Source organism: Mesorhizobium sp. M0598 (genome assembly GCF_040320865.1).
Taxonomy (GTDB): Bacteria; Pseudomonadota; Alphaproteobacteria; order Rhizobiales; family Rhizobiaceae; genus Mesorhizobium.
This window is the reverse complement of sequence record NZ_JAMYQL010000004.1, coordinates 272105-284781: the sequence shown is the minus strand read 5'-3', so window position 1 is coordinate 284781 and position 12677 is coordinate 272105. Positions and strand designations below refer to the sequence as shown.

General features: G+C 60.3%; 13 protein-coding genes and 1 pseudogene. 5 read left to right on the top strand and 9 right to left on the bottom strand.

What is annotated here, in order from left to right; genetic code table 11:
• Positions 1 to 5: 5 nt before the first annotated feature.
• The 8 genes from NKI59_RS08200 to NKI59_RS08165 all read right to left on the bottom strand — a co-directional run bounded on the left by NKI59_RS08200 (position 6) and on the right by NKI59_RS08165 (position 8038).
• On the bottom strand, positions 6 to 1019 hold the full coding sequence (locus tag NKI59_RS08200) for a type II secretion system F family protein (RefSeq protein ID WP_023676935.1): 1014 nt from the start codon (positions 1017 to 1019) through the stop codon (positions 6 to 8).
• A 29-nt stretch (positions 1020 to 1048) separates the two neighbouring features.
• Positions 1049 to 2557: a TadA family conjugal transfer-associated ATPase gene (locus tag NKI59_RS08195; RefSeq protein WP_352703470.1), complete on the bottom strand. Its 1509-nt coding sequence runs from the start codon at positions 2555 to 2557 to the stop codon at positions 1049 to 1051.
• Between the two features lie 29 nt (positions 2558 to 2586).
• A complete protein-coding gene (locus tag NKI59_RS08190) occupies positions 2587 to 3870 on the bottom strand; it encodes a CpaE/TadZ family protein (RefSeq protein ID WP_352703468.1) in 1284 nt (427 codons plus the stop codon).
• A gap of 55 nt (positions 3871 to 3925) precedes the next feature.
• The gene (locus NKI59_RS08185) at positions 3926 to 4660 is read right to left on the bottom strand and encodes a CpaD family pilus assembly protein (protein WP_352703466.1); all 735 of its coding nucleotides are present in this window, start codon (positions 4658 to 4660) and stop codon (positions 3926 to 3928) included.
• Between the two features lie 14 nt (positions 4661 to 4674).
• Positions 4675 to 6201, bottom strand: coding sequence for a type II and III secretion system protein family protein (locus tag NKI59_RS08180; RefSeq protein ID WP_352703464.1), 1527 nt, complete (start codon positions 6199 to 6201; stop codon positions 4675 to 4677).
• A complete protein-coding gene (gene cpaB, locus NKI59_RS08175) occupies positions 6198 to 7013 on the bottom strand; it encodes a Flp pilus assembly protein CpaB (protein ID WP_023676931.1) in 816 nt (271 codons plus the stop codon). Before cpaB ends, NKI59_RS08180 begins: the two co-directional genes overlap by 4 nt.
• A gap of 189 nt (positions 7014 to 7202) precedes the next feature.
• Complete coding sequence (locus tag NKI59_RS08170; RefSeq protein WP_023676930.1) at positions 7203 to 7721, bottom strand: A24 family peptidase; 519 nt, start codon at positions 7719 to 7721, stop codon at positions 7203 to 7205.
• Positions 7722 to 7867: 146 nt separating this feature from the next.
• A complete protein-coding gene (locus tag NKI59_RS08165) occupies positions 7868 to 8038 on the bottom strand; it encodes a Flp family type IVb pilin (RefSeq protein WP_352464861.1) in 171 nt (56 codons plus the stop codon).
• 334 nt (positions 8039 to 8372) lie between these two features.
• On the opposite strand from NKI59_RS08165, the gene NKI59_RS08160 reads away from it, so the two are divergent.
• The 3 genes from NKI59_RS08160 to NKI59_RS08150 all read left to right on the top strand — a co-directional run bounded on the left by NKI59_RS08160 (position 8373) and on the right by NKI59_RS08150 (position 10159).
• The gene (locus NKI59_RS08160) at positions 8373 to 8795 is read left to right on the top strand and encodes a pilus assembly protein N-terminal domain-containing protein (protein ID WP_352703461.1); all 423 of its coding nucleotides are present in this window, start codon (positions 8373 to 8375) and stop codon (positions 8793 to 8795) included.
• 152 nt (positions 8796 to 8947) lie between these two features.
• Positions 8948 to 9508 carry a TadE/TadG family type IV pilus assembly protein gene (locus NKI59_RS08155; protein ID WP_023676927.1) on the top strand — a complete coding sequence of 187 codons (561 nt, stop codon included), beginning with the start codon at positions 8948 to 8950 and terminating at the stop codon, positions 9506 to 9508.
• A gap of 30 nt (positions 9509 to 9538) precedes the next feature.
• Positions 9539 to 10159 (top strand): TadE/TadG family type IV pilus assembly protein, encoded by a 621-nt coding sequence (locus NKI59_RS08150; RefSeq protein ID WP_023676926.1) that lies wholly within the window; start codon positions 9539 to 9541, stop codon positions 10157 to 10159.
• Between the two features lie 102 nt (positions 10160 to 10261).
• Here NKI59_RS08150 and NKI59_RS35075 read toward each other — a convergent pair.
• Positions 10262 to 10390 (bottom strand): annotated as a pseudogene (locus NKI59_RS35075) (phosphate/phosphite/phosphonate ABC transporter substrate-binding protein); the annotation flags it as partial.
• 159 nt (positions 10391 to 10549) lie between these two features.
• On the opposite strand from NKI59_RS35075, the gene NKI59_RS08145 reads away from it, so the two are divergent.
• Together NKI59_RS08145 and mutM are read left to right on the top strand one after the other, a co-directional pair.
• Positions 10550 to 11791: a phosphopentomutase gene (locus NKI59_RS08145; protein ID WP_352703459.1), complete on the top strand. Its 1242-nt coding sequence runs from the start codon at positions 10550 to 10552 to the stop codon at positions 11789 to 11791.
• Entirely contained in the window at positions 11784 to 12674 is an 891-nt protein-coding gene (gene mutM / locus NKI59_RS08140; protein ID WP_352448614.1) for a bifunctional DNA-formamidopyrimidine glycosylase/DNA-(apurinic or apyrimidinic site) lyase, read from the top strand. Before NKI59_RS08145 ends, mutM begins: the two co-directional genes overlap by 8 nt.
• The last annotated feature ends 3 nt before the right edge of the window (positions 12675 to 12677 follow it).

Below are 12677 nucleotides of genomic sequence, written 5' to 3'. Positions count from 1 at the left end.
GAGTCCTAGACTTCGAAATTCATCATCTTGCGCATTACCAGGACGCCCATCGACATCCAGATGCCGGAACAACCGAGGATCAGATGGCCGGTGCTGGTGATGAAGAGGGGCATGATGTAGTTCGGGCTCGTCAAATAGACGAGAAAGGCGACGACGAAAGGCAACGCGCCGATGATCACGGCGGATGCCTTGGCTTCCATGGACAATGCCTGGACCTTGGCTTTCATTTTCTTGCGGTCGCGAAGCACGCGCGAAAGATTGCCCAGCGCTTCGGAAAGATTGCCGCCGGCCTGAGACTGGATCTGGATGACGATGCCGAAGAAGCTCGCCTCGGTGCACGGCATCGTTTCTGGCATGCGCATGGCCGCGTCGGGGATCGACAAACCCATTTGCTGCGAATCGACTATGCGGCGGAACTCGGTCTTGACCGGCTCGGGGGATTCGTTGGCGATCAGGCGCACGGCGTCGTTCAGCGGCAGGCCGGATTTTACCGCACGCACGATGATATCGAGCGCGTTCGGAAATTCGTTGAGGAACGCCTTGACGCGGTGCGCGCGGCGAAACGAGACGAACCAGCGGGGCAGACCCAAGACGCCGACCAGCAGCGCAGCCGGCAAGACCAGCAACGGTGCGCCGATGAAATAGACAAGAGCCGTCAAGACGACTCCGCAGACCGCCGAGTAGACATAGAAGCGCTCAAGCGAGATCTTCATGCCGGCCTGACGGATTTGGATCTTCAGCGGTGGTTTCTTGACCAGGCTCTGATTGGACTTTTGCTTTTGATCGAGATCCTTCAGCGAATCCTGGACGGACTTGCGACGCTTGGCCGCTTCCGCCACGCGATCGCGCGACGCCTTGACGACGGAACGATCCGTCTCGGCGGTCTTGATCGATTCAAGCCGCTTGCCGACCTGCTTCTCGGTGCTGATCCGGTTGAACAGGAAAGCATAGGCCACAGCGCCGGCGCTGAAGCCGGCGAGCACGACGAATGCCAATACGGTGCCGTCAATTCCGAACATCGACCCTGGCCCCCACGCTTCCAGACGGATCAATCAGCGCGTTTCTCCATCGCCTCGAGCGCGACCGCGAGGCGCTGCTCCTCACCGTAGTAGCGGGCGCGCTCCCAGAAATGCGGACGGCCGATGCCAGTCGACACGTGCTCGCCCAGCAGCCTGCCGTTCGCGTCCTCGCCCTTGATGTTATAGAGAACGATGTCCTGGGTGATGATGACGTCGCCTTCCATGCCGATCACCTCGGTGATGTGGGTGATACGCCGCGATCCGTCGCGCAGGCGTGCAGCCTGTATGATCACGTCGACGGAGCCGACGACGATTTCGCGCACGGTTTTTTGCGGCAGCGTGTAGCCGCCCATGGCGATCATCGACTCTATACGGTTGAGGCATTCGCGCGGGCTGTTCGAGTGGATCGTTCCCATCGAGCCGTCATGGCCGGTGTTCATCGCCTGCAGCAGGTCGAACACTTCGGGTCCGCGCACTTCGCCGACGATAATACGTTCGGGGCGCATGCGCAGACAGTTCTTGACCAGGTCGCGCATGGTCACTTCGCCCTCGCCTTCGAGGTTAGGCGGACGGGTTTCGAGACGCACCACATGCGGCTGCTGCAATTGCAGCTCAGCTGAGTCCTCGCAGGTGATGACGCGTTCTTCGCGGTCGATATAGTTGGTCAGGCAATTGAGCAGCGTCGTCTTGCCTGAGCCGGTACCGCCCGAGATGACAATATTGCAGCGGACACGCCCGATGATCTTGAGAATCTCGGCCCCTTGTGGAGAAATCGAGCCGAACTTGACCAGCTGGTCGAGCGTCAGCTTGTCCTTCTTGAACTTGCGGATGGTAAGTGCGGTGCCGTCGATAGCCAGGGGCGGTGCGATGACGTTGACACGGGAGCCATCAGGAAGACGCGCATCGCAGATCGGGCTTGATTCATCGACGCGGCGGCCAACCTGGCTGACGATACGCTGGCAGATGTTGAGGAGCTGCTGGTTGTCGCGGAAACGGATGCCGGTCTGCTCGACCTTGCCGTTGACTTCGATGTAGACGTTCTTGGAGCCATTGACCATGATGTCGGCAATATCGTCGCGGGCAAGCAGTGGCTCCAGCGGCCCGTAGCCCAAAACGTCGTTGCAGATATCCTCGAGAAGCTCTTCCTGCTCGGCGATGGACATCGCGAAATTCTTGATCGCGATGATGTCGTTGACAATGTCGCGGATTTCCTCGCGCGCGCTTTCGGGATCGAGTTTGGCGAGCTGCGACAGATCTATCGTATCGATGAGTGCGGCGAAGACCTGGCTTTTGGTGTCGTAGTAGGTTTCGCTCTTTTGGCGCTGGATATTTTTCGGCTCCGGGGCCAATGGCGGCGGCTCGACCGCACGGCGAACCGCCGGCGCGGCAGGCGCGCCGGATGGCGGCAGCGCCGCCGGCCTGGCAGTTACAGCCGCTTCCACAGGGTTCGCGGCCGCCGGCGCAGCAGGTGCGGGTGCTGGCTGACGGAATTCCGGAATGGTCCGGTTGCCGTCGTCGCTGCCTCTTTTACCAAACATGATCGCTTACCAATTCCACCGCTGAGGCATCACTTCTTGTTGCGCGAAAGCTTGCCGATCAGATTGCCGAGGCCAGCCTTTTTCTTCACCTTGATTTCGCTGCGCCCTGTCAGCACATGGGCGATCTCGTTGATCGTGGCGACAACCGGACTCTTGGCATCCATCTCACCGAGCATACGTCCGTTGTTGGCAGCATTTCCGAACAAAAGCGGCTCGAACGGGATGACCGACATCGGCGAAAGGCCGAGCGATTCGGAGAAGTCGGACGGCGTAATCTCAGGACGTTTCGGCACACCGGCCTGGTTGATCACAAGCTTTGGCGGGGGATCGTTCGGACGAAGCCGCTTCAGCATGTCGACCAGGTTCTTCGTGTTGCGCAGATTGGCCAGTTCGGGCGTCGCCGTGATGACGATCTCGTCGGCCTTGACCAGCGTGTTCTTGGTCCAGCCGGCCCACACGTGGGGAACATCGAGCACGAGGAGCGGCGCGCTACGCTGGGCTATGTCGATAAGCTGGGTGAAGGCGTCGGGATCGAAATCGTAGACCCGCTCCAGGGTCGAAGGGGCCGCAAGCAGCGACAGGTGCTCGGCGCATTGGGCGAGCAGCCGGTCGAGATAGACCTCGTCGACGCGTTCCGGCGAGAAGACTGCCTCGGCAATGCCTTGCGCCGGATCCTGGTCGAAATTGATATTGGCCGTTCCGAAGGCGAGGTCGAGATCGGCGACAACCACTTCGGATTTGAAAAGGGACGACATGGCCCAGGCCACATTATGGGCTATGGTCGAGGAGCCGACGCCGCCTTTGGCGCCGATGAAGGCAATCGAGCGGCCGATCGGCTCAGCTTCCGGATCAACGAAAATCGAAGACACCACGCTGACGATGTCGGCCATCGATACGGGCGCGATGACATACTCGGAAATGCCCGAACGGATGAGTTCGCGGTACAGGCCGACATCGTTGTAGTGGCCGACAACCACCACCTTGGAGGTCGGGTCGCAATGCTCGGAGAGCTGGGCGAGTTGTTCCAGCAACAGCTTCGGCTCGCTGCGCGATTCAAGCAGGATCAGGTTCGGCGTCGGCGCCGACTGATAGAATTCGATAGCGGTGGGGATGCCCCCCATATGCACCTTCAGATGGGCCTTGGCCATGCGGCGATCCTCGCCGGCGCGCTCGACCGGATTGGCTACGCCTTCGGTCTCGCAAAATGCCTGGATCGAAATGCGCGGGATCGGCCGCAACGCCTGCATCGCGGCAATATCCTGCTCCGAGGTTTCGCCGCCCGGTACCTCTGTGTCATAGGCAAGATTGCTCATTGTCATCACTTTCCGTGACTTGCGCGGCTTAGGGTTTGTTGAGCCTCAACACTCGTTAATATTCGACTTCCGAATTGCCGAGGAATTCGTCCGAAATACCTCTGTCACGATAGACGTCGATCACCGCGCCGCGATTTTCCGCGTCGATCGGGGTCGGCTTGCGTGGCCCGATCAGATCGGACGGATTGGCCATCTGGGCAGCCAGGTTGTTCTGATACGAACAGCCGAAATCGGCATAGTGCTTGTTTTCCGAAGTCTGCAGCAGGTCTTCGGGCCAGCGCCCGCATTTATCCGTCTGAGCCTTCAGGGAGACGTAGGCAACACGGACCGGTGCGGACGCTTCGGCCGAAACAGACTGATAAGACCGCATGTCGATCCGCTTCCGGCTGATGCCGCTGGCTATGGCCAGCCTGGCGAAATCGCGGCCGGCCGCGGCCGCTGCGATTTGGTTGGCTGAGCCGCTCGGAATCTCGATCGTCAGCACCGGAGCCGCGCTCCTGTCGTATCCGTCCAGGAAGCCCAGGAGCGTGTCACGCTGGGATCTGGTCATGCCACGGTCGCCGGCGCCGACCGGAAGGTCGATCTTCTGTATCTTCTCGGCTATGACGATCGGATGGGTGGTGCGATAATCGTCCGGTATGGCACCCACCGTGACGCTGTCGCGATTGGCGCAGCCGGCCAGCAATGCCGCCACCGCGATCGCCATAATGGGAACGGGCGGCCGCCAGATTCGCGAATGGACCGACCGCGTCGCGGTGATCGCCCGTGCCTTCGATGCTGCCTTAGACATGACCGCTTCCCCGCTTACTTGTAGATAAAGCCGACAACGCCGTGGTAACGGCCGTTGGGCTTGTCGGTCTGCATGGTGCCGTAGACACGGTTGACGCGGCCAAGGAAAATGCCGGCACCATCGCTGGCGGCGTTGAAATTGTCATCCGGCTTGGCAAGATCGTTGCGCGCCACCGGCTTCACCAGATACGGCGTAATGATGATGACGAGCTCGGTCTCGTTACGAACGAAATCCCTGCTGCGGAACAGCGCGCCAAGCACTGGAATCTTTGTCAGACCGGGCAAGCCGTTGACGGCTTGCCTGAGATCATCGCGGACAAGGCCGGCAATCATCATTGAGCCGCCCGAAGGCAGTTCCACTGTTGTGTCGGCCAAGCGCTTGCGGAGCGACAGGGCATTCATGCCCGGGCTCGTTACGCCTTCGGACAAAGACACAGACCCCTCCGTTGTCGGCTCGGAAACCGAGGTTCTGACTTTCAGGCTGATGCGGCCGGGAGACAGCACCACCGGCTGGAATTCCAGGCCAATGCCGTATTCGATCTTCTCGACCGAATACGTCTTCAGACCGGTCTGGTTATCGTTTGATACGGCTTGGGAAACGCTGGTCACCATGTTGTATTCGCCGCCAACCTTGAAGGTCGCCTTCTCGCCGGATACGGCCGTCAATGTTGGTTCGGCGAGGGTTTTCATGACACCGGACTGTTCCATGGCATTTATGTAGGCCTGCAGCGTCGAGCTCCCGATAGAGAGGCCCGAGTTCGACAGCGACTTGCCCAAACCAGTGAAATTGTCGCTTACCGCGCCCCAGCTGATGCCGTTGCTGCTGCCGTTGCCCACCATGTTGACGCCGAGCTGCTTCATCACCGAGCGGCTGACTTCCGCGACCGTCACCTTCAGCGTCACCTGGTCGTCGCCGATGATCTGCAGCAGGTTGACGATCTTGCTGACGCGGCGCTCGGCATCCGGGTTATCGATCGCGACGCCGGCTTCAGCCGAACCGCCGGCAGCGGTCTGCGAATATTGACCCGTGGTTGCCTCGCCGCCGGACACGAAAATAGTTGCCAGATCGGCCGCGCGCTTCGCGTCCAGAGGAGTGTCCACGGTTCCGGTCAGAACGACGTTGTCGTTCAGCAACTCGACCTTGACCTCCGATGACGGGATGAAGCGCTTGATATAATCCTCCAGCCCGGCGACGTCACGTTCGACCGCTAGGTCAAGGCTGACGATCTGCTCGCCATTCGGGCCAAAGACGAAGATATTTGTCTCGCCGACCGCCTTTCCAAACAGATAGATGCGCCTGGCGGTGCGGGTCACCGCGTCGGCTACAGCGGGGTTGGCGACGAGAATGTCGTAGGCATCGCTCGGGAGGTCGATGACCACCGACTTGTTCAGTCCGAGCTTGACCCGCTGGGTGGCGGTCGAAGCCGTCACCCTGGCATTGCCCGCCGCACTGGCATCGACAATGCCATATGCATTCGTTCCAAAGAGAAACAGGCCGATCGCCGCAGCCAGGATGAGCGGCAGTTTGGTTTTTAGCCTCATTTCCTTGCCCCCACTTCGGAAACTTCGCCCGACTTGATCAACCGCACTGTTCCGCGCCGGCCATTGCCGGAAACCAGGTAATCGGCTTCGCCCACATTCTTGTCCTGGCTGTCCTTGATCGAGCGCAGCGCCAATGTCAGGCGATCCGCCATCTGCTGTGCGACGGTGATGATCTCGGACTGCTGCGGCGTCAGTTCCAGGGTGGCGGTCTGGCCAACCCTGGTCTTCTTACCTTCCTCGTCCTCCTGAATGGTCTGGTCGATCGCCAGGACGCGAATGTTCTTCAGGATAGTTTCGGTCGTGAAGCCCGGACCACCGCCATTGGCGGGATCGGCTCGGCGGGTCATGATGACGTCGACGAAATCGTTGGGAAGAATAAAGCCACCGGCCGAGGTGTCGGCCGAGATGCTTGTGGCAACGGCCCGCATGCCGGAGGGCAGGATCGACGACATGAAGCTTTGCCCTTCACCGATCAGCTTCGAGCGCCGCAGCGGCTCGCCGGCGTAGAGCGCCACGCGAGCGACGGCGCCCTTCAGCTTGTCCAGCGCTTCAGGCTCGGCGGCGCGGGTGATGAAATTTGCGTTGATGCCTGCGGACGGCCATGACTCCCAGGAAATGTTGTTTTCAAGCGGACTGCCCATCGGAACGTCGCCGGAAAGAACAAGCACATCCTGCAGCGCGATCGCCGGCGCCTGAGGACCGGAATCGACAACCGGAGGCGGCGGAGCCACGACCATGTTCTTCGCGACATAGCCTGCACCACCGGCCGCGGCTATCGCCACGCTCAGAATAATCAATCGGGATGCTGGCATCTGTCCGAACCTCGCCTTGGCAAACCACGTAGCCAAGCGGGACTTTGCAGCGGCAATCGTCAAAACAAGGTTAATGTTATACTTACGATCGTGATTAATTTAACGTTTATATAAATTGGACCGACAAGCCCGGCCCGAAGGAAAACGTGGCCAACTCGCCTGCTCGGCGCCAACCGCGTAAAGTGAAATTCAGCCCGCCAGCCTGGTAAGTGCCCAGGCCATCAATGGCGAGTCGGAATAGGTGAGCAGACCGCCAATGCCAAGCGCGATGCCGTACGGAACGCCGGTCGCCTCATCGGCGAAATGGCGCAGGAACGGATTATGGCTTGTGACGGCGGCAAGCGGCGATTTTCGATAGGCGAGGATGGCTAGCGTCAGCAGGCCGCCGATGAATGTCGAGGCGACGAGGTATTCGATGAGATGGATGTTCAGTCCCATCCACATGGCAGTGGCAGCCAGAAGCTTGGCGTCGCCGCCGCCCATGCCGCCCAGCGCGAACAGGCCGAACGTCACCGCGAGAACCAGGCCGGCGGCGGCGAAATGCCAGCCATAGGTGGCCCAGTCCATACCGGTCAAAGGCGCAACCAAGGCGAAGACGACCACAAGCAACACCGGCACGCGATTGGCGATCGTCATCGAAAGCATGTCGGAGATCGCGGCAAAAAGCATGCAGAACGGAAACACGACGAAGATCACGGCTTCAAGCATCGGAGCGCCTATGACCCAATTGCATCTGGCCCCACCCTAATCCTATTCGATTAACGACTGATGAGGCCTAAATTTCAAATCATACCAGGACTAATTAGGGCCGCCAGTGCGGCGGCCCTTATTTCGGAACAACGAACCCGTTACGGTCAGCTACCGTTCACCTTAGCGGAGATGGCGGTGAACTTGGCGTTCAGCGAGTTGCCGAGCTGGCCGGCGCCGACCATGATGGCGAGTGCGATAAGAGCGGCGATCAGACCGTATTCGATAGCGGTCGCGCCGGATTCGTCCTTCACAAAACGTGCGATGAGGTTAGACATTCGAGCTCCTACTCCAATTGTTACAGCACTTCCGTCAACTTCTCTTGGTGGCTGATCGGATACTGCGAATCTAAGGAGAAGCTGTTTCAATCGGCTTAATAAACAGGCTTACCGATTCCTTTCCCGCTTCGACGACATTGCGTGGTTAACCCAGAACTAAAATACCCGCCGCCAGGCCCACGGGCTGACAAAAGGCGCAATTCGGCAAAGACGTTCCAGCCGTGTCGGCTAGGCCCAATGCCGGTTCCGGCTTGATCCTGAACTCCAGCCGCTTAACGGTTGGTTCACCAATCTCGTTCATGTTCCGTTGAACAGTTTGCCAGGGGGCGCCTCAATGGCCGGGCCGAGATCGTCATTTCCAGTTGCCGTGCTTTTTGCCGCAGCGGCTTTCGCCTTTCCAGCCAAGGCCGGCGCCGGCATCGAGGTGACGATGAACCAGGCAAAGATCATCAAATTGTCGCGCGCCGCCGATACGATTGTCGTCGGCAATCCGGCGATCGCCGACGCCTCCGTGCAGGACGCATCGACGATCGTACTGACCGGCAAGGGATTTGGCGTCACCAATCTCGTCGTCCTCGACCAGGATGGCAACCCGATCGTCGATGAGCAAATAACCGTCGTGCGCCAGGCAGCGTCGTCGGTGCGCATCTATCGGCGTGCCGAAGTACAGACCATGTCCTGCGCGCCATATTGCGAAAGCTCGTACAAGAGCGATGCCGAGAAGGCCTCTGAGGCCGAGATGAGCGCCGGGCATTAGCTAGCCGACTTCTCCGTCTTTGGCGAGAACGTGCTTCGGTTATCGCCGGGTTAAGGCCTTCCCGTTGAATTTAACGGTCATTCCAACCGGACTTCAATCGGTTCCGACTAAGGGTGGGACCGATACAGAAGCGGCATCGGCGGGCAGAGGACATGAGCAAGGCAGGACGAGCAGGTTCTCCAAGACGGTTTTTGGGCGACCGCCGCGGAAGCACGGCGATCGAATTCGCCATGCTTGCAATTCCTTTCGCGCTTCTTGTCTTCGCCATCCTGGAGAGCTGCATTTCTTTTGCCGCACAGGAAGTGATGGCAAACGCAACCGACGACATCGCGCGCCAGCTGCGTACCGGCCAACTAAGACCGGCCGATGTGTCCGGCACCAAGCTGCGGGATATGATCTGCACCAAATTGGAGATCATGGTCGCCAAGACCTGTCCCGGATTGCTGGTGGACTTGCGCGAATATCCGACCTTCGCCGATGCGGCGCTGGCCGGTTTCAAGATCCAGGATGGCGACGTCGTGCTGACCAAGGGCACGAGCACACAGACCTTCACCGTCGCACCTGGCCTGGCGGAGTCGAGAAACATGCTGCGTGTTTTTTACAAATGGCCGGTGATGACCGACTTCATGGCCAAATCGATGGCCAACCTGAAGGACGGCAAAACGCTGCATTTTGCTTCGATCACTTGGCAGAACGAGCCGTTCGACAACTGAACCACGTAGTCGCTTGAAAAGGGCAAAGCCATGATTCGTGCGGGGGCACAGCTGGGCATCGCAGGGATTTGTACAAGAGCAGTCCGGCTTTGCTCGGACCGCCGCGGTATTGCGGCTGTCGAGTTTGCCCTCATCGTGCCTGTCCTGTTGATCATGTACTTTATGACAATGGAGGCCTCGCAAGCCATCGAGACCAGCAAGAAGGTCAGCCGCATCGGCAGCATGGTAGCGGACCTCGTCACGCAGCAGCAGACCGTCAAGGCGGCCGATGTCGATGCCATCATGGCGATCGGCAGTTCCACGCTCCAGCCCTACAACCGCTCGAAACCGAAGATCATTATCACGGCGATACAGGTGACGAACGAGACGACGCCGAAAGTTCTGGTCGTGTGGTCGCGCAAACTGGTCGATGGCGTCTCTAGCGTCGACGCAGTCAAGGATTCCACCACAACGGTCCCGAGCGCGCTCAAGATCAAAGGCACGTTCCTCATTCGGGTCGAAAGCGATCTCGCCTACAAGCCAATCATCACCTGGTCGGCGGACGGCCAAAGCCGGTTCGGGTTGAGCTCGGTCTTCAATTCGATATCGATGGCGGAAACTTATTATCTGCGGCCACGCAGGAGCCCGACCATTCCGTGCAGCGATTGCTGACGCCTGAAGCCCGCTAACCGGTCTGTTGCTATTGCTTGCGACCGCGGGCCGAGACTAGACGCACGATGGCTGCAGCCAGCACATAGTCCCTCGGACCGGCAACGGTTCGGCGACGATACCGATACGGAACGTTCCGATAACATCGCGCCAATCGGCTCGCACCAGGTTTGTGCAAGACGCATCCAGCAGCAAAGCCAGTACGGCGGCGAATGCTGTCAGGGCAAGCCTCATGCGAGCTCCGCGCCGCGCATTTCCATCCGCAGATCGACCATGCCGCGATTCGTCTCTCCGGGACCAGCACGCCAAGCCGTGCCGTTGGGTTTCCGAATTGCCAATGGCGGCGCGGAACCCTATGTCTGAGCCAACACACAGGCAATGATGAACCTTTCGATGGCACGCGCCTTCCTTTTTGTCCTCGACTCCTTCGGCATCGGCGGCGCGGCCGATGCCGAACGTTATGGCGACACCGGCTCCAATACGTTCGCACACATCGCGCGGGCCTGCGCAGAAGGCCGCGCCGATCGCGAAGGCCTGCGTGCCGGACCCCTTCTTGTACCAAACATGCTCGCACTCGGCCTCGGCCAGGCCGCGGCAACGGCGACGGGTTTCAGGTTCGAGAATGCCGGCAGTGCGCCGCTTGCCGCCGCCTTTCACGGCGCGGCCCAAGAGGTTTCGAGCGGCAAGGACACGCCATCGGGCCATTGGGAAATAGCCGGCCTGCCGGTCCGTTTCGACTGGGGTTACTTCCCAGACAAGATTCCCGCCTTTCCGGCCGAGTTGACCGAAGCAATGGTGCGTGAAGGGAAGGTGCCTGGCATCCTCGGCAATTGCCATGCTCCGGGCACCGAGATTATCGAACGGTTCGGCGAAGACCATATCCGCACCGGCAAGCCGATCTGCTACACCTCGATCGACTCCGTCCTGCAGATCGCCGCGCATGAGGTTCATTTCGGCCTGGAACGGCTTTACGAGTTCTGCAAAGTGGTGCGCAGGCTCGTCGATCCGCTGAATATCGGCCGCGTCATCGCGAGGCCGTTTATCGGTGAAACCGCCGCCACGTTCGAGCGAACGCATAATCGTCGCGACTATGCCGTACCGCCGCCGAAACCGACGCTGCTCGACCGGCTGACGGCGCGCGGCAGCCGGGTTATCGCGATCGGCAAGATCGGCGACATTTTCGCCCATCGGGGGATCTCGGAAGTCCGCAAGGCTGCCGGCAACATGGCGATGTTCGACAAAACGCTTGGTGCCATGGAAGACGCCCGCGACGGCGACCTCGTCTTCGCGAACTTTGTCGACTTCGACACCGAGTTCGGGCATCGGCGCGACGTTGCGGGGTATGCCGCGGCACTCGAAGCTTTCGACCGGCGCCTGCCCGAGGCATTCGCACGGCTGAGGCCAGGCGATCTGCTCATTTTGACCGCCGATCACGGCAACGATCCGACGTGGCGCGGCACCGACCACACGCGCGAGCGTATTCCGATTATCGGGACACGGCCGGGTTTCAAAGGCGCAGACATCGGACTGAGGACAACATTTGCCGACATCGGCGAAACCGTGGCCGAACATCTCGGGCTGGCGCGCGGCCGTTACGGCACCTCCTTCCATGCCACGATAGGTGGCCATGCCTGAGCTGCCGGAGGTAGAGACAGTCAGGCGCGGTCTGCAGCCGGCCCTTGAAGGTGCCCGCATTGTCGGTGTCGAGGCACGCCGGCCGGATTTGCGGTTTCCGTTCCCCGAGAGATTTTCGGAGCGGCTGACCGGTAAGACGATTGCGGCGCTCGGCCGCCGTGCCAAATATCTGACAATGCACATGGACAACGGCCCGGTTCTGATCTGCCATCTCGGCATGTCGGGTTCGTTTCGCATCGAAACGGCCGACGAGAGCGCAACGCCCGGCGCGTTCCACCACGAACGTTCGAAAAACACTGCTCACGATCACGTCGTCTTCGACATCGCATCCCCTGCCGGCGTCCGCTCTCGCGTGATCTTCAACGACCCGCGCCGCTTCGGGTTCATGCTGTTTTCGGAAGGCGAGCCCGACATGCATCCGATGCTGGCGGGATTAGGCGTCGAGCCTACAGGCAACGCACTGGACGGCGCGCTGCTCGCTTCGTTGCTGAAAGGTCGCAAGTCACCGCTGAAAGCGGCACTTCTGGACCAGAGGCTGATTGCCGGGCTAGGCAATATCTACGTCTCGGAAGCGCTTTGGCGGGCCGGCCTGTCGCCGCTGCGCGAAGCGGGCACCCTCGCGAGAGCCGGCAAGAAAGCCAAAGAGCAGAGCGAACGCCTGGCCGAAGCAATCCGCTCGGTCGTCGCCGATGCGATCGCCGCCGGCGGCTCGTCGTTGCGCGATTATATGCAGACCGATGGATCGCTGGGCTACTTCCAGCATTCCTTCGCGGTTTACGATCGCGAGGGGGAAGCCTGCTCCAAGCCTGGTTGTGGCGGCCACATCGAGCGTATCGTGCAAAGCGGTCGTTCGACTTTCCACTGCCGGGCCTGTCAGGCTTGAACC